The sequence below is a fragment of the Paraburkholderia aspalathi genome (assembly GCF_905220735.1).
GTDB classification, from domain to species: domain Bacteria; phylum Pseudomonadota; class Gammaproteobacteria; order Burkholderiales; family Burkholderiaceae; genus Paraburkholderia; species Paraburkholderia aspalathi.
In genome coordinates this window covers 565,036-586,384 of the sequence record NZ_CAJNBA010000005.1, presented here as the reverse complement: position 1 = coordinate 586,384, position 21,349 = coordinate 565,036, and the positions used below count along the sequence as shown (strand labels likewise).

General features: G+C 63.4%; 17 protein-coding genes. 11 read left to right on the top strand and 6 right to left on the bottom strand.

The window, feature by feature from the left end; translation table 11 throughout:
• Window positions 1-161: 161 nt before the first annotated feature.
• The gene (locus KHO30_RS29215; RefSeq protein ID WP_093636247.1) at window positions 162-815 is read left to right on the top strand and encodes a YiaD family glycine zipper/OmpA-like lipoprotein; all 654 of its coding nucleotides are present in this window, start codon (window positions 162-164) and stop codon (window positions 813-815) included.
• Window positions 816-1,211: 396 nt separating this feature from the next.
• Entirely contained in the window at window positions 1,212-3,347 is a 2,136-nt protein-coding gene (gene metG, locus KHO30_RS29210) for a methionine--tRNA ligase (RefSeq protein ID WP_211703055.1), read from the top strand.
• 120 nt (window positions 3,348-3,467) lie between these two features.
• On the opposite strand, the gene KHO30_RS29205 is transcribed toward metG, so the two are convergent.
• Window positions 3,468-7,859 (bottom strand): translocation/assembly module TamB domain-containing protein, encoded by a 4,392-nt coding sequence (locus KHO30_RS29205; RefSeq protein ID WP_211703054.1) that lies wholly within the window; start codon window positions 7,857-7,859, stop codon window positions 3,468-3,470.
• 28 nt (window positions 7,860-7,887) lie between these two features.
• Entirely contained in the window at window positions 7,888-9,726 is a 1,839-nt protein-coding gene (locus tag KHO30_RS29200; RefSeq protein WP_211703053.1) for an autotransporter assembly complex protein TamA, read from the bottom strand.
• Between the two features lie 425 nt (window positions 9,727-10,151).
• Between KHO30_RS29200 and KHO30_RS29195 the strand changes: the two genes are divergently transcribed.
• The 4 genes from KHO30_RS29195 (at window position 10,152) to panD (ending at window position 12,672) form a co-directional block, all read left to right on the top strand.
• Window positions 10,152-10,337 carry a DUF3460 family protein gene (locus KHO30_RS29195; RefSeq protein WP_054035105.1) on the top strand — a complete coding sequence of 62 codons (186 nt, stop codon included), beginning with the start codon at window positions 10,152-10,154 and terminating at the stop codon, window positions 10,335-10,337.
• Between the two features lie 4 nt (window positions 10,338-10,341).
• Window positions 10,342-11,214, top strand: coding sequence for a segregation and condensation protein A (locus KHO30_RS29190; RefSeq protein ID WP_093636239.1), 873 nt, complete (start codon window positions 10,342-10,344; stop codon window positions 11,212-11,214).
• A 188-nt stretch (window positions 11,215-11,402) separates the two neighbouring features.
• Window positions 11,403-12,236 (top strand): pantoate--beta-alanine ligase, encoded by an 834-nt coding sequence (gene panC, locus KHO30_RS29185; RefSeq protein WP_093636237.1) that lies wholly within the window; start codon window positions 11,403-11,405, stop codon window positions 12,234-12,236.
• 49 nt (window positions 12,237-12,285) lie between these two features.
• Window positions 12,286-12,672, top strand: a complete 387-nt coding sequence (gene panD / locus KHO30_RS29180; protein WP_046566452.1) for an aspartate 1-decarboxylase — start codon at window positions 12,286-12,288, stop codon at window positions 12,670-12,672.
• A gap of 74 nt (window positions 12,673-12,746) precedes the next feature.
• Here the strand turns inward: panD and KHO30_RS29175 are convergent, their stop codons facing one another.
• Window positions 12,747-13,385 carry a ParA family protein gene (locus tag KHO30_RS29175; RefSeq protein ID WP_200618753.1) on the bottom strand — a complete coding sequence of 213 codons (639 nt, stop codon included), beginning with the start codon at window positions 13,383-13,385 and terminating at the stop codon, window positions 12,747-12,749.
• A gap of 210 nt (window positions 13,386-13,595) precedes the next feature.
• Between KHO30_RS29175 and KHO30_RS29170 the strand changes: the two genes are divergently transcribed.
• On the top strand, window positions 13,596-14,015 hold the full coding sequence (locus KHO30_RS29170; RefSeq protein ID WP_093636233.1) for a PaaI family thioesterase: 420 nt from the start codon (window positions 13,596-13,598) through the stop codon (window positions 14,013-14,015).
• A 162-nt stretch (window positions 14,016-14,177) separates the two neighbouring features.
• Here KHO30_RS29170 and KHO30_RS29165 read toward each other — a convergent pair whose 3' ends face one another.
• Entirely contained in the window at window positions 14,178-14,594 is a 417-nt protein-coding gene (locus tag KHO30_RS29165; protein ID WP_054035112.1) for a DoxX family protein, read from the bottom strand.
• A gap of 143 nt (window positions 14,595-14,737) precedes the next feature.
• Window positions 14,738-16,207, bottom strand: a complete 1,470-nt coding sequence (locus KHO30_RS29160) for a cobyric acid synthase (protein ID WP_211703064.1) — start codon at window positions 16,205-16,207, stop codon at window positions 14,738-14,740.
• Between the two features lie 164 nt (window positions 16,208-16,371).
• Here KHO30_RS29160 and cobU point away from each other — a divergent pair, with 164 nt between their 5' ends.
• Genes cobU through KHO30_RS29140 form a run of 4 tightly spaced genes read left to right on the top strand, consistent with a single transcriptional unit; the run spans window position 16,372 to window position 19,799 of the window.
• A complete protein-coding gene (cobU, locus tag KHO30_RS29155) occupies window positions 16,372-16,926 on the top strand; it encodes a bifunctional adenosylcobinamide kinase/adenosylcobinamide-phosphate guanylyltransferase (RefSeq protein ID WP_211703052.1) in 555 nt (184 codons plus the stop codon).
• A complete protein-coding gene (gene cbiB, locus KHO30_RS29150) occupies window positions 16,926-17,861 on the top strand; it encodes an adenosylcobinamide-phosphate synthase CbiB (protein ID WP_093636229.1) in 936 nt (311 codons plus the stop codon). Before cobU ends, cbiB begins: the two co-directional genes overlap by 1 nt.
• Window positions 17,854-18,891 (top strand): threonine-phosphate decarboxylase CobD, encoded by a 1,038-nt coding sequence (gene cobD, locus KHO30_RS29145; RefSeq protein ID WP_244864157.1) that lies wholly within the window; start codon window positions 17,854-17,856, stop codon window positions 18,889-18,891. Before cbiB ends, cobD begins: the two co-directional genes overlap by 8 nt.
• Entirely contained in the window at window positions 18,888-19,799 is a 912-nt protein-coding gene (locus tag KHO30_RS29140) for a cobalamin-binding protein (RefSeq protein ID WP_211703051.1), read from the top strand. The genes cobD and KHO30_RS29140 overlap by 4 nt, the downstream gene beginning before the upstream one ends.
• Window positions 19,800-19,835: 36 nt before the next feature.
• Here KHO30_RS29140 and KHO30_RS29135 read toward each other — a convergent pair whose 3' ends face one another.
• Window positions 19,836-21,251: a Fic family protein gene (locus KHO30_RS29135; protein WP_244864156.1), complete on the bottom strand. Its 1,416-nt coding sequence runs from the start codon at window positions 21,249-21,251 to the stop codon at window positions 19,836-19,838.
• Between the last annotated feature and the right edge of the window lie 98 nt (window positions 21,252-21,349).

Sequence of the window (21,349 nt, the reverse complement as noted above, 5' to 3'; positions counted from 1 at the left end):
GCCAAGCCTTGCCGGAAGACCCTTCTCCGCTGTCGGACCGGGACCAGGGAAGACGCAGGATTCTCATATTGTCGACTTGCGCGCTTTACGGCCGTCACGTCCGACGGATAGATTTATCGCTTCCACCCGCTTTACTCGCTTCACTCAAGAGGACACAGAAAATGAACGCAAAACTCATGACTCGCCTGGCTGTTTTTGCCGTTGCCGGTTCGTTGCTGGCTGGCTGCGCAACCCAACAAGGCACTAACACGGCCGTCGGTACGGGCGTGGGCGCCGGCACCGGCGCGGCACTCGGCGCAATCTTCGGCGGCGGCAAGGGCGCGGCGATCGGCGCAGGCGTCGGCGCGGCGGTGGGGGGCATCACCGGCTACAACTGGCAAGCGATTCACAACAAGCTGTCGGGCGCCACCAAGGGCACCGGCACGCAGATCACCGAGCAGCCCGACGGCTCGCTCAAGCTGAACATCCCGAGCTCGGTCACGTTCGACACCAACAGCTATGCGGTCAAGCCGTCGTTCGCGCCGGTGCTGGATCAACTGACGCAGACCATGCAGCAAAATCCGGAACTGATCGCCCAGGTGATCGGCTATACGGATAGCACGGGTCAGCCGGCTTATAACCAGACGCTGTCGGTCAATCGCGCGGAAAGCGTGACGGGCTACCTGGGGCAACGCGGCGTCGCGCCGCAACGCCTGTCGGCACAAGGCATGGGCCAGAACCAGCCGGTCGCTGACAACAACACCGAAGCCGGCCGTGCCGCAAACCGTCGCGTGGAAATCTATCTGCGCGCCACAGCTCAGCACGCCACGCAATAAGGGCACAACCTGAAGAGGGAGAAACAACCGGGCGCCGGGCGGCTGCATTTGCCAGTTTGGCCGGCGGCGTCCGGCAAGCCGTAAAAAGCGCGGGAAACAAAATCTCGCACGAGAACGAAAAAAATTTCGAACTCTGCCGAAAATCCGCGGTCTGTCTTTACGGTACGTGGCTGGCGAAGCCGCCGCGTCACCATTCTCCTCTTGTCGTTGTTGCTCCGGGGTTAATAGCCCCGGTTTTTTTTGGGCGCTCGGTTTTCGTTCCGCAGGAATCTCCCTAAGGGACACACCACCCTACCCTTGCAGCGACCCAGCCGCGGCCCAGGCGGCCCAGCCCGCGCCAAACGCCGGCCCTGCTAGAATCAACGTTTCGTCCCACCGCAGGCTCCCACCATCCTTATGTCAGCACCCGCAACCGATCTCTCCGCAGGCGCGCCGTCAGGCCGTCGCCAGGTTCTCGTCACGTCGGCCCTTCCGTATGCGAACGGGCAAATCCATATCGGCCATCTGGTTGAATATATCCAGACGGACATCTGGGTCCGGACGTTGCGAATGCACGGGCACGAGGTCTACTACGTGGGCGCCGACGACACACACGGCACCCCGGTCATGCTGCGCGCGGAAAAGGAAGGTCTGACGCCGAAGCAGCTGATCGACCGCGTCTGGCAGGAACACAAGCGCGATTTCGACAGCTTCGGGATTTCGTTCGACAATTACTACACGACCGATTCCGAAGAGAATCGCGTGCTGAGCGAATCGGTCTATCTGGCGCTCAAGGAAGCCGGCCTGATCGAAGCGCGTGACATCGAACAGGCATACGACCCCGTCAAGGAAATGTTCTTGCCGGACCGCTTCATCAAGGGCGAATGCCCGAAGTGCGGCGCGAAAGATCAATACGGCGACAGCTGCGAAGTATGCGGTTCGACTTATCTGCCGACCGATCTGATCAATCCGTATTCGGTCGTCTCAGGCGCCACACCGATTCGTAAGACTTCGACGCACTACTTCTTCCGCCTGTCCGATCCGCGCTGCGAGAATTTCCTGCGCGCTTGGGTGGGCGGTCTGGCACAGCCGGAAGCCACCAACAAGATGCGCGAATGGCTCGGCGACGCCGGCGAAGCCAAGCTCGCCGACTGGGATATTTCGCGCGACGCGCCGTATTTCGGCTTCGAAATTCCGGGCGCGCCGGGCAAGTATTTCTACGTGTGGCTGGATGCGCCGATCGGCTATTACGCGAGCTTCAAGAACCTCGCTGACAAGCGCGGCCTCGACTTCGACGCGTGGATTCGCAAGGGCTCGACCGCCGAGCAGTACCACTTCATCGGCAAAGACATTCTGTATTTCCACACGCTGTTCTGGCCGGCCATGCTCGAATTTTCGGGCCACCGTACGCCGACCAACGTGTTCGCACACGGCTTCCTGACGGTGGACGGCGCGAAGATGTCGAAGTCGCGCGGCACGTTCATCACCGCGCAAAGCGTGATCGACACGGGGCTGAATCCGGAATGGCTGCGCTATTACTTCGCGGCCAAGCTGAACAGCACGATGGAAGACCTCGACCTGAACCTCGACGACTTCCAGGCGCGCGTGAACAGCGATCTGGTCGGCAAGTACGTGAACATCGCGAGCCGCGCCGCCGGTTTCCTGATCAAGCGTTTCGAGGGCCGCGTGCAAGACAGCGCGATGCAGCACCCTCTGCTCGCCACGCTGCGCGCCGCCGTGCCGCAAATCGCCGCGAACTACGAAGCGCGCGAGTACAACCGCGCGCTGCGTCAGACCATGGAACTGGCCGACGCGGTCAATGCGTATGTCGACTCCGCCAAGCCGTGGGATCAGGCGAAAGACGCGGCGAATGCGGTCGCGTTGCACGAAACCTGCAGCGTAAGCATCGAGGCATTCCGCCTGTTGTCGCTGGCGCTCAAGCCGGTGCTGCCGAAGCTGGCGGAAGCGGTCGAAGCCTTCCTCGGCATCGAACCGCTGGTGTGGGCCGACGCGAACGTGCCGCTCTCCTCCTCGCGCCCGATCAACGCGTACAAGCATTTGATGACGCGCGTTGATCCGAAGCAGATCGAAGCGCTCATCGCAGCGAATCGCGACTCGCTGCAAGCCACGCCGGAAGCCGCGGCGCCGGCGGATGCGAAGGCCAAGTCGAAGGCAGCGAAAGCAGCCGGCGCCGATAAGGATGAAACGCCTGGCATCATCTCGATCGACGACTTTGCCAAGGTCGACCTGCGCATCGCGAAGATCGTCGACTGCAAGGCGGTGGAAGGCTCGGACAAGCTCCTGCAACTCACGCTCGACATCGGCGAAGAGAAGACACGCAACGTGTTCTCGGGCATCAAGTCGGCCTATCAGCCGGAGCAACTGGTCGGCAAGCTGACGGTGATGGTCGCGAACCTCGCGCCGCGCAAGATGAAGTTCGGTCTGTCCGAAGGGATGGTGCTGGCGGCTTCGGCCACTGACGAGAAAGCCGAACCGGGCCTCTACGTGATCGAGCCGGATAGCGGTGCGAAGCCGGGCATGCGCGTGAAGTAAAGCGCGCGGCGTCGAACGCTGCAGGCATCAACAAAAAACGGCACGCTTTAAAAGGCGTGCCGTTTTCTTTTGTGTCGTAGCCTCGCTCAGACCACGGCCATCGCTGTCGCCTTGATCAGCTCACCACCGAATCTGATCGAAGCGCCGTGTGTACAGCAGTTCTATGCCGTCGAACGTGCCGCCATACGCCGCGACCGACCAATAGCGCGTGAGGTTTACCGTCGCCTTGATCGCATTGCTCGCCGACTGCAGACCCTGCTCGTAGCCCACCACGAGCCACTCGTTGATCGCCTTCGACACCATCACCACTTGCGGATCGGTCAGCCCGACTTCGCTTCGTCCGATCGAGAATTCGTCGAGCCCGAAGGTCTGCGCGATCCGTTTGCCGCTCGCGCTGCCGAGCAGGGCGAGCGCGGTTGTCATGGTGCTTTGCTGACCGAGGTTGTTGCCCTGATCCGTGCCGTGTCCGAAGAGCAGCCACGAGAGCTTTTCGTTATCCGCCACGTTCGGTTCGGACACCAGCTTCGCGACCGGGAACTGGACGGTGCCCGTGACCTGCACGCCGGCCTCGACCTGCTGATTGCGGCGCATAGCGAGGATGTTGATCCCCGGATTGGCCACCGGACCGTTGAACGTGAAGAAGCCATTCTCGATGTTGAGCTTGCGACCGAACGCGGTATAGGTCGAACCCTGAGTCACACGGACATTGCCGACCGCCCGCAACGGCAGGTTCGGCGCGCTCATCGCGGTGATCGTGCCGCTCAGGCCGAGATCCGCGCCCATGCCGCGGAAACGGAAGCTGTTGCCGAGACTAATATCGATATTGGCGCGCGGCGCGAACGGACCGATCGGCTTGTTGGTGCCTGCCACTTGCGGCGGTGGCCGCTCGCCCGCCACCGTGCCGTCCGGACGCACCACTACCACGTCGTCGCCAAGCTTCGGCGCGGACTGCTCCGGCATATCGAACAGCGCGTGATCGACCACGAATTTACCGTTGATCGCCATGCCGCCCTGTGCCCCCGCGTTCGCCACGCTCGCGCTGCCTGATAGCGACAGATTGCGGTCCGGCGCCGCAAACAATTCCAGCTTGTCCGCGACGATACTCGCGGTCAAATCCGGCTCCGCGCCATCCAGGCGCACACGGCCGGTGGCGCGCAGCGTGCCGCTTGCACCGTGAAACTCGACCTGCTGGAAGTCCACCAGATTTTGCGAGAGCGCGATGCGCACCACGCCGTCCTTCAACTGCACGCCCTGGTCGACCATCGTCGCTGACAAGCCATCGCCGATCAGCGACCCCGTCAGGTTCGGCTTGGCGACCGTGCCGCCGAGCGCGAGTTTCAGCGCGAGGTGGCCGTCGAGCAGATAGCTCGGCCCGAACAACCCGCCGGTCGTTTTCAGCGACGGCACGTTCGCATTCACATTCCCGCTGACCGCGCCCTCCTCGTTGACGGTCAGGAAGCCGTCGCGCGTCACGAGTGTGGTGTGCGCGTCGGCGTCGATCACGCCGATCCGGCTGGCCTGCGCGTGCACGGTCGCATTTAGCCGGTTGCCGCCGCTGAATTCAGCGCGCGCGGTCATATCCGTGATGCCCAGCGAGGCCAGACCACGGCCGATCTCGACCGTGACGTCGCCGCTGCGACGCTTCAGCTGGACGTGGCCGCTCGCGGTGCTGCCGAGCGCGAAATCCCAGTCACCGTCGAATACCAGATCGGTTTTGACGGCCGGTGGCTCGCCGGTGATTTGCCGCCGCAGATCCTGCAGGCGCGCGAGCGAAATGTCGGTCAAGGTGCCCGCGGACTGGATCTTGCCGTGGTCGAACGCGAACGATTTCAGGCTCAGCACCGCGCCTTCGAGCGTGAGGCGGGTCGCACCGAGCGTCAGGCGGTTCGGCCCGGCGCTCACGGCGAGCGGCGACTCGAGATTCAACGCCGGTGTGCCGCGATTCTGCAGACGGGTCACGGTGCCGTCCCAGCGCGTGCCGTCACGTGCTTCAGTCAATTTGCCGTTGGCGGCGAGCGTCAGATCGAGCGGACGATCCTGCAATTTGCCGGTGGCCGCCGCCTCCAGTGTATGGTTTGCACGCGTGCCCGACAGGCGCGCCGTGAGCGTGGTGAGATCGACGCCGCCGGCGCTGAGATTGCGCGCGTCGGTCGTGAAAACGAGCGCGCCGTTTGCGCCGTCGCGCAGTTCGGCGTGACCTTCCGCATGGCCGATGCGGTTACTGCTGAACACCACACTGTCCGCCTTGTAGTTCAGCACGACATTCGGATGCGCGAACGAGCCGGTGACGTCGCCATCCGCGGCGATAAGACCGGCGAGCCCGAAACCAAGGCGTTCAAGTTCCGGCGCATCGACCCGGAAACGCAGCCGGTCGCCGCGCGCGCCGAAGCTGCCCTGCAAATCCACCTGATTGCCCGCCACCGAGAGATTCGCGCGGCTCGGCAGAATCCGCGAGCCGGACAACTGGACCACGCCGCCGCCCGTCAACGGCAGGCCGTCGTAGACGCTCGGGCCGAGTTTGAATTCGGCCTTGGTCGTGAAGACCGGACCGAGCATGCCGGCCGCGGTGAGCGTGCCGTTCACGCGTGCCTCGATCTTGTGGGCAGGCGGCGCAGTGTGTCTGGGCGGCGGCGTTTTACGTTGAACCACTTCGGTCCGCACGGCGGCCTTGGCGGTGTTCTTCACCACGGCGGCGGCCTTGTCGCCAGGGGCAGCGCTTTTCGCACCGGCGGTGCTGCCCGCTTCTGCCGCGCCTTGTGCGACTTTCGCACCTTTCACGTTTTTGGCAGTACTTGCCGCAGGCGCCGGGCCCGTTACCGGCGTGCGGGACGGCATCTGCGAAGTCAGCGTCAACGGATCGAAATCAGTCAGCTGCGCTTTCAGGTTGTAGGTGGAATTCGCGTCGTGCTTAAGCGCACCGGACAGATCGATGCGGCCCTTGCCCGACGTGACACGCACGTCGTTGAAGCTCAAGCGCGCGGGATCGAAGGTCACCTTGCCTTGCGCGCGCAACCCCGCTTTCGGGTCGGCGAGATCGAGTGTCAGGCTTTGCACGTCGTCGTTCAGACGGATGCCGATCGGACCGGAAAGCTGGGTAGGCCGCACGGTCGCTTCAAGTGCGTTCAGGTCGAGTCCGGCAACTTGCAGATCGAACTGGCCGCGTTTGCCGGTCAGCGCGCCGCCGCCAGTAAGCGTGGCGCTTTTCACGAGCCGCACCATCAGGTTCGAAATGCGCTGCGCCTGCGCGTCGAGCCGCACGTCGGCGTTGGCATCGATCACAGGAAGCAGGTTCTGGTCGATCGCACCAGGTTTGGCGTTGACGATCGAGATATGACCTGCGACGGCGAACCCCGCTGCGGCTTTTGCTGCTGCATCGGTGTTGACGCCGCCTTTGCCGTTTTTGACAACGTGTTGCGGCTCGGCAATACCAGTAGCGCTGCTGGCGCCGGCGGTGCTCGCGGCGCGGGAAGCGCTGGCCGAACTCACCGCACTAGCCCCACTAGCCGCACCCAACGTCACGCCACCAGCCGCATCCGGCCCCACCGGCTGCAGTTCCGCCCGCACGGCCAGATCCGCCAGCGGTGCGCCTGGTGCAAACGCCTGCGGGTTGATGTGATCAAAAGTCAGCGTGGCGCGTTGCAACGGCACGTCGCCGAACGGCGTGGCCTCGACTCGCGCATGGCCGGCGAGCTTCATGCCGCTAGCATCGAGTTCGGCGATGAGATTCTCCAGCGACCCACTCAGATGGCCGCCCACCTGCACCGCCTCGTTGTTGACCTTGCCCGAATAGCCGAGATCGCCGGTCAGCGGAAACGGACGCACCCCATCTAGCTTCGCCGTTGCCGTCACGGCGCCGAACGGCGTGTCGAGCCGCTCGATCGCGGCCTCGTGGTGCCGGCCGTCGCTGCGGCCATGGAACATGAAACGGGACAGCTCGGTCGTCGACCCGCCCTCGTGCAACAGCAGTTTGTCGACCTGCACGTCGCGCACCTCAAGTTGCATCGGCAAGCGCAAGTCTTGCGGCAGTTTCAGCGGCCCGCTGCTGCTCGACGACGACGAGCCGATACGGGCGTCGATCGTACCGACATGCAGATAGTCGATCGCGAAGCGCCAGGGCTTGTGTGTCAGTTCCCAGCGGCCGGCCACGCGGTCGATCTGGATATCGGTGCCGCTGCCGTCGAGACTGCGCCAGCGTACCTGGCGAAGTTGCACGCCGTGGGCGATGGCGCCGCTCTCGAGCGTGCCGGTCAGCTTGCCGCCCAGCAGTTTGACGGCCGCCTGCCACGCGTAAGCCGTGCCACGCTCAGTCGTCAGCGCGCCGTACAGCAGGCCGATCGCCACAGCGACCAGCAGCACCAGCACGGCGACCATCCAGGCAAGCGTTTTCAGCAACAACCGCCCGCGACGGCGCCTGGGCGGCGGCGCATCGGACGGAGGCTGCTGTCCGGGCTCTCCAGGCGGAAGAGCGCCGGGCGGCTGCGCGGGAGGTTGGGCGGAAACGTCCGTGGTCATGCGTGGATCATGTAAAAGCGGCTTTCCATCAGAAGGCGATGCCGAGGGTCAGGTACGGCCGCACGCTCCGGTTGCGGATCCCGTAGGCGACATCGACGTTGACCGGGCCGACCGGGCTGCGCCACCGCGCCCCAACGCCGACGCCGGGATAAAAGACTTTCTCGCCCCAGGTATCGGTGGCGGTGCCGACGTCGAAGAACGCGGCGGCGCCCCAGTCGTGATTGAACCAATGCTGGTACTCCGCCGACGCGGTCACGAGATACTTGGTGGGCAGCACCGAACCGTCGACGTTATTACCAATGCTTTGGTAGCTGTAGCCACGTATCGAATTCGAGCCGCCCGCGCGGAACAGCAGCGAAGCCGGAATCCCGCTCGAACTGCCGCTTGTGAACACGCCGCCGAGTTCGGCACGGATCAGCACAAGGTCTTCCCTGCCGATCGGCAGGTACTGCTGGCCACGGGCGTAGGCGCGCGCAAACGTCTGGTCGGTCAGCGCGCCTTTGACCGCGAAGCCTGCTTCAACGTGAATCAGGTTGCCCGAACGCGGAAACAGCGGATCGTCGGTATTGCGACGGGTCCACGACCATGACGGCACCAGAGCGCGACTGGTGGTCGGTGCGGCCGCATTCTGGTCGAGCCGGTCCTGGTAATAGAGGATCGCGTAGTTGTAGTCGATGAACTGCGACGTCCGGGCCCGCTGCACGCCGCCGCGGATACTGTAGATGCGTGTGTCGGACACGTCGGTCGTGGTGTAGGAAGCCAGCACGCTATTGGTCCACGCGCGCGGCCCCGGCGGCATCGCGAGCTGGATTTGCCCGTACTGCTGGATCTGGTCGATACGGCCGTCGACCGTGAACGGCCACGCTTTGCCAAAGGTGTCGAGATACGAATACGAACCCTGGATCAGCGGGCCGTTGTCGGTCGAATAACCGACACCACCGCGGATACTGTTGTACGGATACTCCGACACCTTCACGTGCATCGGCGTCTCGACCGGTTTGGCGGGATCACTGTCCACGTCGATCGCCACGCTCGCGTAGTACGGCGTGTTCTGCAACTGCCGCTGCAATTCGGCGATGCGTTGCACGTCGTAGATATCGCCCTCCGAAATCGGATTCACGTTATCGACGATCTGTTCCGGATAACGCCGCGTGCCGGATACGTCGAGCTTGCCCATCGTGAAGGTCGGGCCGCTCTCGTACGTCACCGACAATTTCGCTTCGTGCGTACGTGGGTCGATCCGCGCTTCGGAGTGGTAGATCTTCGCGCCCAGGTAACGGCGCGACTGCAACGCCTTGAGCGAAGCGTTTTTCGCGTCGTCCCAGTCGCCTTGCGAAAACGGGTCGCCCTCGTGCAGTGAAAACGCGAAGCGTGCGGCATTTTCCTGCGCCGGGTCTTCGGTCAGCACCGGGCCGCGAAACGATAGCGAAATCGAGGTGATGAGGGTTTGCGGGCCGGGATCGACGCTCACCGTCACACGCTTCTGGTCGTCGACGGTTCGCACGTCGGTGCGCACGACCGGCGAGAAATAACCCTGCGTGGCGGCCAGATCGCGCACCTGCTGCGGGGTGGCCGTAATCAGAAATTCAAACTGGTCGTCGCTGATGTCGGGACGCTTGGCAAAGCGCGCCACGTCCAGATGCGCTTCAAGCAGCTTGCACAACGAGCGCGGCGTGGCTTCGATATCGACCTTGTAGCTGGCGGGCGGCCGCCGCGCCGCGTGCGCGTCGACCGAGGCAAGCATGAGCATGACGATGCCGAACGCGAGCCACGCGTGCAGCCAGCGCCGAATGGGCGTCAGCGGCCCTCGCTCGTCACCGGTTTTGCCGCGCCGCCTATGCGGCTCTTCGATCGCACACCCCGCCAAACAGGACCTCCGGCCGTGGTTGATGAATTCTGTCGCTCGGGCTCGCCGCGGCGGCCGAAGCTCGCTATTTGACCACATCGGCGAGACCGCGCCATCTCTTAAAAGGGCGTTTGCCGTATGAGACCCGGTAGGCGTTTTGGCCCGGTGTGCCGCGCCCCATGCCGCATGCGTAGTGATTTCCACATGGACGCACGGTTCCGCTTCGCACACCGCCTCGCCGACCGCGCGCCCGCCTTTGACGCATCGCGGCAGCGCGGGTTCCAGGCGTTTTTGCAGACGGGCCGCTCGCGCCGGTCATCGTTTTTCGACCACGCGCGGCGCATGCGGTAAAATTATGGAATAGGAGCGATGCCGCGCGGGTTCGCGCTTGTTCCCGTTTGTTCCCGCGAAGCAGCCGCCATTCCCCAAACCACGGACGTCTAGCCATGTATCAATCGGACATCACGCAGTTCCTGAACCAGCTCAAGCAACAAAAACCGAATCTGGAAGCTGAGCAGCGCCGTGGCCGGTCGCTGCTGTGGGACAAACAGCCGATCGACCTCGAAGAACGCGCCGAGCAGAAAGCCTCGCGCGTGGAGCAAACGCCTTACTCGTACTATCAAAACTTCTAAGCGCGTGAGTCACGCCGACGAGGCAAAGGGCGCCGCACAGGCGCCTGACGCCGCGCTTGCCGCGCCCGCCACCGATTCGACGCCGGACACTGTAGACGGTATCGCTTTCGCACGCCTGTACGGCGAGCCGCTCTTCAAGCTGCCCACGGATCTGTACATTCCGCCGGACGCGCTCGAAGTGTTCCTCGAAACGTTCGAAGGCCCGCTGGATCTGTTGCTGTACCTGATCCGCAAGCAGAACTTCAACGTGCTCGACATCCCCATGGCGGATGTCACAGTCCAATATCTCGGCTACGTCGACCAGCTGCGCCAGACCAATCTCGAACTCGCGTCCGAGTATCTGCTGATGGCCGCGATGCTGATCGAGATCAAGTCGCGCATGCTGTTGCCGGTGAAGAAGGCCGATAGCGGCGACGAAGCCGAAGATCCGCGTGCCGAACTGGTGCGCCGCCTGCTCGAATACGAGCAGATGAAGCTCGCCGCGCAGCGCATCGACCATCTGCCGCAGCTTGGCCGCGATTTCCTGCGCGCCGAGGTGTATATCGAGCAAAGCATCACGCCGCGGTTCCCGGATGTGGACAGCGAAGACCTGCGCGCCGCGTGGGCCGACGTGATCAAGCGCGCCAAACTGGTTCAGCATCACAAGATTTCGCGCGAGGAGTTGTCGGTGCGCGAGCATATGAGCACGATCCTGCGGCGACTGCAGAACGCGCGCTTCATGGAGTTCTCGGACCTGTTCGACACGAGCAAAGGCGTGCCGGTGGTCGTGGTGAACTTCATCGCGATGCTCGAGTTGTGCCGCGAGTCGCTCATCGAAATCACGCAGGCCGAGCCGTTCGCACCGATCTATGTGCGCCTCGCCTATCTGCCGGCCTGATGCCGCACAACGGGGCCTGCATGCGCCAGCGCTGCCGCAGACGCCTCCTTTCGGTGCACCCCGGGAACAAATCCACTACAATCCCGCGCTCCGAACCTGTCATTACCAGCGAGGCCGCGGGCCACGCGAAAACCTGAGTTTTTGCGCCAACCGAGTCTCGCGCCGCGCGAGGAAATCCCTGTCCGATCATGAAAGTCATCAGCTCGATCCATGAATTGCGCGACCAGTTGCGCGGCCAGAATCGCACCGCCTTTGTGCCGACCATGGGCAATCTGCACGAGGGCCATCTGTCGCTGATGCGCCTCGCGCGCCAGCACGGCGATCCGGTGGTGGCGAGCATCTTCGTCAACCGCCTGCAGTTCGGCCCGAACGAAGATTTCGACAAATACCCGCGCACGCTCGAAGCCGACATCGAGAAGCTGCAGAAAGAAGGCGTCTATGTGCTGTTCGCGCCGACGGAACGGGATCTGTACCCGGAACCGCAGGAGTACCGCGTGCATCCGCCACACGATCTGGGCGACATCCTCGAGGGCGAATTCCGGCCGGGCTTCTTCCAGGGTGTGTGCACGGTGGTGATGAAGCTGATGTCGTGCGTGCAGCCGCGCGTCGCGGTGTTCGGCAAGAAGGATTACCAGCAGTTGATGATCGTGCGCAGCATGTGCCACCAGTTCGCGCTGCCAACCGACATCATCGCCGCGGAAACCGTGCGCGATAGCGACGGCCTCGCGCTCAGCTCGCGCAACCGCTTTCTGGAAACGGCCGAACGCGCCGAGGCGCCGATGCTGGCTGCCGAGCTCAATCGCGTGCGCGATGCGGTGCTTGCCGGCGATCGCGACTTCGCAAAACTCGAACAGGCGGCGATGGCGGCACTGGCCGCGCGCGGCTGGCAGCCTGATTACATCGCGGTGCGCAAGCGCTCGAATCTGCTGGCGCCGGGCGCGCAAGACATGAATGCGGAGTTGGTCGTGCTGGCTGCCGCCAAGCTCGGCACCACCCGTCTCATCGACAACCTCGAAATCTGAAGCCGTCTTAGGCTGCGCAAACACGCATTAGAAGCACAAGGGATTGGTCATGCAACGCAACATGCTGAAGTCGAAAATTCATCGCGTCGCGGTCACGCATTGCGAACTGCACTACGAAGGTTCGTGCGCGATCGACGAAGACTTGCTGGAAGCCGCGAACATCATTGAAAACGAGCGGATCGACATCTGGAATATCAACAACGGCGAGCGTTTCTCGACGTACGCGATCAAGGGTGAACGCGGCAGCGGCATGATTTCGCTAAACGGTTCGGCCGCGCGGCGTGCTCAACTGGGCGATCTGGTGATCATCGCGGCGTTCGCCGTAGTCGACGAAGCGGAATTGAAGGCAGGCTGGAAACCGGATCTGGTGTTCGTCGACGACAACAACAAGATCAAGGGCAGCCGCGATCACGTGCCGACCCAGAACTGGACCTGAGCCGGATCTGAACCGGCCTTTCACCGCACGGCACGGTTCCGGGTAGCGGGCGGCCACGCCGCCTGCCATTCATTTCAAGCCTTCTTAACGGCGCCGTTGGTCCACTGGATGATCGGCTGCCATTGCTCCAGATCCTTCTCCACACGGCTTTTCGCGACGTCCCACAAAGTCAGGCCGTGCGCCGCCAGTTGCACGTAATTCTGCGTGTCGCGCAGGTAACCCAGCACCGGCAGCTTCAAGCCCTCGACAAAGCGATGCAGTTGCTCCGCTGAGCGCGTGCGCGCGTCGACGCGCATGCCCACCACGCCGATCTCGATCGCGCCTTTCCTGACCGCCTTCTCCTTAGCCAGCCGCTCGAGAAATTCCTGGGTGGCGAGAATATCGAACATCGACGGCTGCAGCGGCACGATCACCTTGTCGGCCAGATCCAGCGCGATATTCAGGCGGTTGCCATGCAAGCCGGCGGGCGTGTCGATGACCGCGTGTTCAAGACCTCGGGGCGGTTTGGCGGGGTTTTCAAGGTCGACCTCCCAGGTCTCGATGGCCGGCAGCGCAGGCGGCCGCAGCGACAGCCACGCGTGCGACGACTGCTGTTTGTCCATGTCCGCCAGCGCGATCCATTCCCCTTGCGACGCGAAATAGCCGGCCAGATTGGTGGACAGCGTGCTTTTGCCCACGCCGCCCTTCGGATTCGCCACCACGATTACCGTCATGAATTCTCCCGGAAAGAAGGCTGGGCGCCGCCAGCCGGTTTACCGCGCAGTTTGCTCTGACTTGCCCAGATGTGCCCTGATCCGTGCCCGTTTCAGGTTCACCCGCCGATCCAGCCGTTGATAATATCGACAAATTCACTGGGGCCGAAGCCCCCAAACGGCTATTGACCGCCTTACATCGCTGTTTTTTCCATCGAGGACCCGAATCTCATGAGCAAACTTCGCCCGGAATACTCCATCGAGCGCCTGCACGAACGTCAGAAGGGCAAGCTGCCCGGCTTGCTAGGCGTGCAGGTTCTGGCGCTGGAGGAAGGCACGCTGACCGCTGAATTGACCGTGCGCGAGGAGTTGCTGGCGCCGAACGGCTTTTTGCATGCCGCCACGGTGATCGGCCTCGCCGATACCGCCTGCGGCTATGCATGCCTCGCCCACCTGCCCGAGACGGCGCGCAATTTCACGACCATCGAACTGAAAAGCAATTTTCTCGGCACGGCGACGGAAGGCACGATCCGCGCGGTCGCCAAGGCCGTCCACCTGGGCCGCAGCACGCAGGTGTGGGACGCCACCGTCACCGATCCGAACGGCAAAACGATGGCGCTGTTTCGCTGCACGCAGATCGTGTTGTATTGATTGATTGGCGCGGGGGGATGCGGCGCAGGGTCCGGAATGCCCGGAACGCCTGAAGTACGCCTCGCTCAACGCAATAAAAAAAGCACGCGGCCACACGGCGCGTGCTTTTTTGTTGCCGGCGCGCTGAAGCGCCGGCGCGGTTTCGTGCCTAGGTGAGGCGTATCAGGCGGCCACTGCGCGCGGCGCCTTCGCACCGCTCAGCGCCAACGCACCGGCGCCGAGCAGCGACTGCACAACCAGAGTCACCGCCCAGAAAGCCGGATATTCCCAGCCGCCGTGCGGCGACGCGAACCCCCAGCCGTTCTGCAGATGCTGCGACGTTGCGCCGAGCATGAACGGGAGCAGCACCAGCGCGACCCAGCGGACCTGCACGCCAAGCAGCAGCGCAATACCGCCGATCAATTCGACGAACGCCGTCACATAGCCGAGCCAGCCTGGCAAGCCGAGCGAAACGAAAAACTGCGCCGTTCCCGGCAGCGTGAAAACAAAGATCTTCTGCAAGCTGTGCGCGAGATAGAGAACGCCCAAGGCAAGACGAAGGATCAAGGCGGCCAGATCGGCGGAGCGGTTCGAGTTCATGACGAGTCCTTTACGAGAGGGAGACGCCCCGCATCGGGCGTCGACGTCACGACTGTATTCGAACCAAATGAGGTGAAAAACCGCCTCTTAGGCTTTGATTATTTCCCAATGGGATTTAATCACCACCATCCGGTCAAGCTCGCTTAACCAATCGCAGCGAAAAGCTTCGGAAGATCGAGGTGCTCGGCAAGCGTGTCGGCCAGGCGATCCAGCGAGGCCTCACGCAACGCCGGGTAGTCGATTTTCTCGGCGTCGCTCAGTCCCGCCCACGCCAGCAGTGCGGCGCACGCGGCCGGCGTGTCGAACAGCCCGTGCACGTAGGTCGCGAGAATTTGGCCATCGGCCGAGATCGCGCCGTCCGGATGCGCATTTGGCGTTTCGCCCAGTTGCAGCGCGGGCGAGTTGAGCGCCGGGCCCTGCGTCTCGCCCATATGAATCTCGTAGCCGGCTACCTCGGGCGCCCCGGGCAGCGCGAGATGCCCCGTCACGTTCTTGAGCGTTTTTTCGCGCGTCAGCACAGTCGAGTAGTCGAGCCAGCCGAGGCCCGCGCTCGTTCCTGGCGCGCCTTCCACGCCGTGCGGGTCGGCCACTTCACGTCCGAGCATCTGCATGCCGCCGCAAATTCCGATTACACGGCCGCCGTAGCGCAGATGCCGTTGCAGCACCGTGTCCCAGCCTTGCTCACGCAGAAAAGCCAAATCGCCCGGCACATTTTTCGAACCCGGCAGGATGATCAGATCGGCCGGCGGAGGCGGCGTGCCGCTTCGCACGTAATGAAAATCGACCTGCGGATGCGCGCGCAGCGCGTCGAAATCCGTGTGATTGCTGATGTGCGGCAGCACCGGCACGACTACCCGCAACATCCGGTTCGGATCGTCGCTTTGGCCGCTGTGCGCCGCACGCAACTCGGGCGGCAGCATGTCTTCAGCGTCGAGCGTCAGACCGTGCAGATACGGCACCACGCCGAGCACCGGTTTGCCGGTCTTCGCTTCGAGCCAGTCGAGTCCGGGCTTGAGCAAACTGACATCACCGCGGAAGCGATTGATGATGAAGCCCCGCACACGCGCCTGCTCGCTGTCCGACAGACACGCGAGCGTACCGGTCAGATGCGCGAACACGCCGCCCCGGTCGATGTCGGCCACCAGCACGACCGGACAATCGACCGCTTCAGCGAAACCCATGTTGGCGATATCGCGGTCGCGCAGATTGATCTCGGCGGGACTGCCCGCGCCTTCGACAAAAATCGTGTCGTACGCCGCTTGCAGACGCGCATACGATTCCAGCACAGCCTTGAAGGCGACCGGCTTGTAGTCGTGATACGCGCGTGCATCGAGATTCATGCGCGCCTTGCCGTGGATGATCACTTGCGCGCCACGGTCGCTCGTCGGCTTGAGCAACACCGGGTTCAGATCGGTGTGAGCGGCAATGCCCGCGGCCACCGCCTGCAAGGCCTGCGCACGGCCGATCTCGCCGCCGTCGATAGTCACCGCGCTATTGAGCGCCATGTTCTGCGGCTTGAACGGTGCGACCCGCACGCCGGCGCGGCGCGCCAGCCGGCACAGACCCGCGACGAGCGTGCTTTTGCCTGCGTCGGACGTAGTGCCCTGAATCATCAGCGTGCCACGCGGCACAGGTACGGCGTCATGCGGGTTCGAAATGGCGGTCACGGAATATCGGCTTGGACGGTGAATAGGCAAATGCGGACAACGAATGCGGGCGATGAACGCGGCATTATCCCATCGTGCCGGCACGCGCTGCACGCCGGTACAATCACGCGATGATTTCCCGCGACCTCACCTTCGTTCTCGGCGGCGCCCGTTCGGGCAAGAGCGTGCACGCCGAAAAACTGGCGAACGACAGCGCCCTACCCGTCACGTACATCGCCACCGCGCGCGTAGCCGACGACGCCGAATTCAGCGCGCGGATCGCGCATCATCGCGAGCGGCGTCCGGCGCATTGGGCTTTGCACGAAGCAGACGTGGATCTCGCCGGCGCCGTCACGCAAATCGACGCGCCGGGTCACTGCATTCTGATCGACTGCCTGACGCTGTGGCTCGCCAACCTGCTATGCCCACCGGACGGCGACGGCTTGCCGGTCGATCACTATCACACGCACTTTGCCGCTTTCGAAGCAGCGCTCATCAACGCCAGAGGCAAGATCATCGTGGTCAGCAATGAAATCGGTTTGGGCGTGGTGCCGCTCGGCGCCGAAACACGCCTCTATGTCGACGAACTCGGGCGGCTCAATCAGCGCATCGCCGCATTGAGCACCCACGTCACGATGATGGTCGCGGGCCTGCCGCTCACCTTGAAGACAGCAGGAGGCGCGTGATGCTGTCGCTGCCTTTGATCGTTACGCTGGCAACGGCAGGGGTCGCCGTCGACCGTTGGCTCGGTGAGCCGCGCACGGCGCATCCGCTGGTCGGCTTCGGCAAATGGGCGATGCGCCTCGAAACGCACTACAACACCGGCCGGCGCTTGCGTCTCAAGGGGCTGCTCGCCTGGTCGCTGACGGTGATGCCGCCGGTGCTGATCGCCTGGTGGCTCGTCTCCGTGCTGCCTTTTTTTGCGGCCTGCGCGGTGCATGTCGTGTTGCTGTGGTTCGCGCTCGGCGCACGCAGTCTGCACGATCACATTGCGCCGATCGCCGAGGCGCTGGCGCGGCGCGATCTGGCGCAAGCGCGCCTCTTGACCTCGCGCATCGTGTCGCGCGAAACCGCTCATGCCGACGAAGCGGCGCTGTCACGCGCCGCCGTCGAATCGGCGCTCGAAAACGGCAACGATGCGATCTTCGGCGCACTGTTCTGGTTCGCGATCGCGGGCGGTCCGGGCGCACTGGGGTTCCGTCTGGCCAATACGCTCGATGCCATGTGGGGCTACCGCACGCCGCGCTATTTGCGCTTCGGCTGGGCCGCGGCGCGCATCGACGATGTGCTCAACTGGATTCCCGCGCGCCTTACCGCAGCGAGCTATGCCTTGCTCGGTGACACGCGCACCGCGCTGCGTTGCTGGCGCGAACAGGCGCCGCGTTGGGACAGTCCGAATGCCGGGCCGGTCATGGCGTCGGGCGCGGGCAGTCTGAATGTGTTGATCGGCGGACCCGCGGTGTATCACGGAGCGCTTGAACACAGGCCGACGCTTGGTTTCGGACACGCTGCGAAGGCCAGTCACGTTACGGCCGCATTGATGCTGGTCGAACGGACGGTCATTCTCTGGCTAGCTGTGCTGATCGTGCTGGCGTTGCTGAGTGTGCCCTTTCATGGTTGATCGAATGATTGAGCGCACGACCAATTCCGGCATCACCTTCAATGCCGTGATTCACGGCGGCAATCTGCACGAAGCGGCTGAGCGTTACGGCATTCCGTACGCGCAATGGCTCGACCTGTCGACGGGTATCAATCCGCACGGCTATCCAGTGCCACCGGTTCCCGCCGATGCCTGGCGCCGCCTGCCCGACGACGGTGACGGTTTTGCAGCCTGCGCAGCGCGTTACTATGGCGCGCCCGATGCAGCCCATGTACTACCCGTCGCGGGCAGCCAGGCAGCGATTCGCGCACTGCCGGTGCTTTTGCCACGTGCCCGGGTTGGCATCGCGCCGCTCACATATAGCGAATACGCCCCCGCATTCGAGCGTGCGGGGCATGAGGTCGTGCCACTGGATGTGTCCTGGGACACGTTGCCCGATGCGCTCACCCATGTGGTGGTCGTGAATCCTAACAATCCGACTGCCGAGCATCTCAGCGCCGGCAAGCTGCTGCACTGGCACGCGCAACTCACCGCACGCGGCGGCACGCTGCTGATCGACGAGGCCTTCGCCGATACGATGCCTTCAGCGTCGCTCGCGGCAAGCACCCATCGCGACGGGTTGATCGTGTTGCGTTCACCGGGGAAATTCTTCGGGCTCGCGGGTGTGCGCTCAGGTTTCGTACTCGGTGCGCCGTCTTTGCTCGACGCTTTGCGGCTTACGCTCGGGGCATGGACTGTCAGCGGCCCGGCTCGTCACGCCGTCAAAGCCGCGTTTGAAGATGTGGCATGGCAGCAGCAGATGCGAACGCAGCTCGATACTGAGAGCGCCCGTCTGGTAAGTCTCTTGCAAGCACACGGTTTCGCCACGCACAGCACACCGCTCTTCGCATGGACCGACGACGCACGCGCCACCGCCCTGCATGAAGCGTTAGCGCAACGCGGCGTGTGGACACGCATCTTCACAGCAACGGGCAGCGTGCGTTTCGGGCTGCCTGCCAGCGACACGGAATGGACACGCTTTGAAGAGAGTCTGCGCGAGGCTGTTCGATGATTCGACTCTCGCGCTTCGTCATCGCCGCAGCACTTGGAGCGAGCACGCTGCACGCGCACGCCGCGATCACCGTCACCGACGACACCGGCGCGACCGTCACGCTGTCCGCTCCCGCACAACGCGTCATCAGTCTCGCGCCGCACGTCACCGAACTGCTGTACGCCGCGGGCGGTGGCGCGAAACTGGTCGGCGCCGTGTCCTACAGCGACTATCCACCCGAAGCGAAGCAACTGCCGCGTGTCGGCGACAACAAGGCGCTCGACCTCGAACGAATCGTCGCGTTGAAGCCCGATCTGATCGTCGTATGGCGGCATGGCAATGCGCAGCGCCAGCTCGATCGCCTTCGTGAGATGCATGTGCCGTTGTTTTTCAGTGAGCCGCATCATCTCGACGATGTTGCCGTGTCGCTATCGAAGCTCGGGCAATTGCTCGGCACCTCGCCGACCGCCGATACCGCAGCGGCGGCATACCGTCAGGACATCGCACGACTGCGTACGCACTATGCGGGCCGCCCGCCTGTCGGCGTGTTCTATCAGGTGTGGGATCAGCCGTTGATGACGCTCAACGGCGAACATATGGTCAGCGACGTGATCGCGCTATGCGGCGGCCGCAATGTGTTTGCGAAACTCGAACCGCTGGTGCCGACCGTCTCGACCGAAGCAGTGCTAGCCGCGAATCCGGAAGCGATCGTCACCGCGGCACCCGGCGCAACCAAACCGGACACCGCCTTGCCGCAACTCGATACATGGCGCGCGTGGCCGAGCCTTAAAGCAGTGGCGAACAACAATCTGTTCGCCATCGACGGCGATCTGATCAACCGGCCGGCGCCTCGTATAGCGCAGGGGGCAAAGCAAATGTGCGAAGACCTGGAGCTAGCGCGCTCGCGCAGGAAGAACGGCACGCAGTGATACCGCTGCGAAAGCTGTGAAGCAGGCAGCGCCGCGTTAGCGCGAGACGGCGTCCGCCCGCTTGAACGGCCAGCGTTCGAATTCGGAAAGCCGCAGCCGATAGCGCGCAACATTACCCAGGTAGAGTTGATCGAGATCGGACTGAATCGCATCGACGAACGAAGATACCTCCGCCGCATCCACCTGATTCTGTGCGAGCGTTTCAATCTCACCGCGCGTACCAGCAAGGCCGCCGCGAATCACCTCCTGCACGACCTGTATCAACGCATTGCGATACTTGAGGCGAAACGCGTCCGGCTCGCCGATAGATTGTCGAATCGCCAGATAACGCTGACACGAGCGCTCGTACGCCCAGATGAAGACATCGCGCAACAACTCGACGCGATTGGCCTCGTACACCCCGAGCGTGCCGTCGACGTAGGCCTTTGCGGGAACGTCGATGAACGACAGCGGACACAGATTCTGCCGGATCAGCGGGATATTCGCGGTCAGACGCGAGACCCGTTTGTTGACGTCTTCGAACGGCTGCAGATAGGGCAGATGCACCATGCTGAAGAAAGCCTGCTCGAAAGGATCGTCGATCTGGGCGGCCTTGTTCAACACCGCCTCGAAGCATTCCGCGATTTGCTGCGGTACGGCGAGCGGAAAAAATACGGTGCCGCTGATCTCCACTTCGCGCGCGCGCAAACGGCCGCTGGCGAACGGGTCGGACATCAGGTTGTCGGAGAGAATCGCGTGCAGATTCAGTACGGTGAATCGATTGAAGCCCACTTCGTCCGCGCTCTCGACGATCATTTCGATCGCGGCCTTGTGGTTCAGGATCATCTGCGTTTCCTGAGCGTCCTTGCCTTCCGCAATATGCCCTTGCTCGATCAGCCGCACGGTGTCGAGCCGCGTGTAGGTATTGCCCTCGAGCCGCGACGACGCCCACGACAAATCGATCAGAAGCCGGCTCATGATGTCGCGTGCGTATGTGCCGGCCGGCCGCACATCCGCCGACGTGCGGCCCCATTCATGCAGCCGTTCACGCTGCGCTTGCGATAGATACGCATCCTGATTCGGACGATAGCTTTCGAGAAACGCACGGTTATAGCCGACCGGCCGGCGCTCGTGCAGCGGCCGGTTCACTTCCGCGCGCACCTCGAGGCCCGCACTCGATACGGGCACGTAGGCCTCGCCGGAAGTGCTTGCGCCAGCGATAGGCTGGGTGGGGGAAACAGCCACGGCAGGAGCCGCAGCCTGCTTGTAGGACACTGCCCGGCCGGCACCTTCCGAGACGATCCGGCCCGTTTCGAGCAACACGTCAAGACGACGTTGCAGCGTACGGCGTTGCATGGGATGGCGGCGCCCGGCAAGTGCCGCGGCAAGCGCACGAACGCCTCGCCCCTCGGCGCTTGCCGCGATGAGCTGCTCGATCAGATCCAGTTCCTGCTTGATGCCACTGCTGTTCACACGCGCCACCTCTTGCCAATGTGTCGCGATAACCCCTAATCGCGACACTTTTCATGGCATTGTGGCACAAATCGCGCGAATCGCGACACTTTTTTCGT

What these genes read in the sequence shown, in the direction of transcription:
- KHO30_RS29165 (WP_054035112.1), bottom strand. Translation starts at nt 14,594, where the DNA reads ATGAACTCGAACCGCTCCGCCGATCTGGCCGCCTTGATCCTTCGTCTT.
- panC (WP_093636237.1), top strand. Translation starts at nt 11,403, where the DNA reads ATGAAAGTCATCAGCTCGATCCATGAATTGCGCGACCAGTTGCGCGGC.
- cobD (WP_244864157.1), top strand. Translation starts at nt 17,854, where the DNA reads ATGGTTGATCGAATGATTGAGCGCACGACCAATTCCGGCATCACCTTC.
- cobU (WP_211703052.1), top strand. Translation starts at nt 16,372, where the DNA reads ATGATTTCCCGCGACCTCACCTTCGTTCTCGGCGGCGCCCGTTCGGGC.
- KHO30_RS29205 (WP_211703054.1), bottom strand. Translation starts at nt 7,859, where the DNA reads ATGACCACGGACGTTTCCGCCCAACCTCCCGCGCAGCCGCCCGGCGCT.
- metG (WP_211703055.1), top strand. Translation starts at nt 1,212, where the DNA reads ATGTCAGCACCCGCAACCGATCTCTCCGCAGGCGCGCCGTCAGGCCGT.
- panD (WP_046566452.1), top strand. Translation starts at nt 12,286, where the DNA reads ATGCAACGCAACATGCTGAAGTCGAAAATTCATCGCGTCGCGGTCACG.
- KHO30_RS29195 (WP_054035105.1), top strand. Translation starts at nt 10,152, where the DNA reads ATGTATCAATCGGACATCACGCAGTTCCTGAACCAGCTCAAGCAACAA.
- cbiB (WP_093636229.1), top strand. Translation starts at nt 16,926, where the DNA reads ATGCTGTCGCTGCCTTTGATCGTTACGCTGGCAACGGCAGGGGTCGCC.
- KHO30_RS29170 (WP_093636233.1), top strand. Translation starts at nt 13,596, where the DNA reads ATGAGCAAACTTCGCCCGGAATACTCCATCGAGCGCCTGCACGAACGT.
- KHO30_RS29140 (WP_211703051.1), top strand. Translation starts at nt 18,888, where the DNA reads ATGATTCGACTCTCGCGCTTCGTCATCGCCGCAGCACTTGGAGCGAGC.
- KHO30_RS29215 (WP_093636247.1), top strand. Translation starts at nt 162, where the DNA reads ATGAACGCAAAACTCATGACTCGCCTGGCTGTTTTTGCCGTTGCCGGT.
- KHO30_RS29175 (WP_200618753.1), bottom strand. Translation starts at nt 13,385, where the DNA reads ATGACGGTAATCGTGGTGGCGAATCCGAAGGGCGGCGTGGGCAAAAGC.
- KHO30_RS29160 (WP_211703064.1), bottom strand. Translation starts at nt 16,207, where the DNA reads ATGATTCAGGGCACTACGTCCGACGCAGGCAAAAGCACGCTCGTCGCG.